Annotated in this window: 1 protein-coding gene; it reads left to right on the top strand. The window is 53.1% G+C overall.

Going from position 1 to position 367, the window contains the following annotated elements:
• A partial coding sequence (locus AC1DLB_RS32425) for a DUF899 family protein (RefSeq protein ID WP_477786585.1) occupies positions 1–367 on the top strand: 367 nt, incomplete at both ends.

Raw genomic sequence — 367 nt, 5'->3', positions numbered from 1 at the left:
GTTCGCCGAATTCCAACCGTTCAAACAGCGCATGGGCTGGAAATTCGATTGGGTCTCATCTGAAGGCTGCGACTTCAACTACGACTTCGGTGTCTGCGCCCGGGCCGAAGACGTCACCGCCGGGAAAGCGACTTACAACTACGAAAAAACTGACGGCGTTGAGGAAGAACTTCCAGGGCTTAGCGTGTTTTATCGCAACGAAGCGGGGGAGATTTTTCACACCTATTCAACGTATGCGAGAGGCCTGGATCTGCTGGTCGGTGCCTACAACTACCTCGACCTAACGCCTAAGGGGCGTAATGAAGAGGAGATCATGGATTGGGTGAGGCATCACGATCGGTATGAAGACAAGGTGTCAGCTAGTTGC

The sequence above is a fragment of the Pseudomonas sp. 05N434 genome (genome assembly GCF_056396965.1).
The sequence above is the reverse complement of the archived record's forward strand: the minus strand, read 5'-3'. Positions and strand labels throughout refer to the sequence as shown.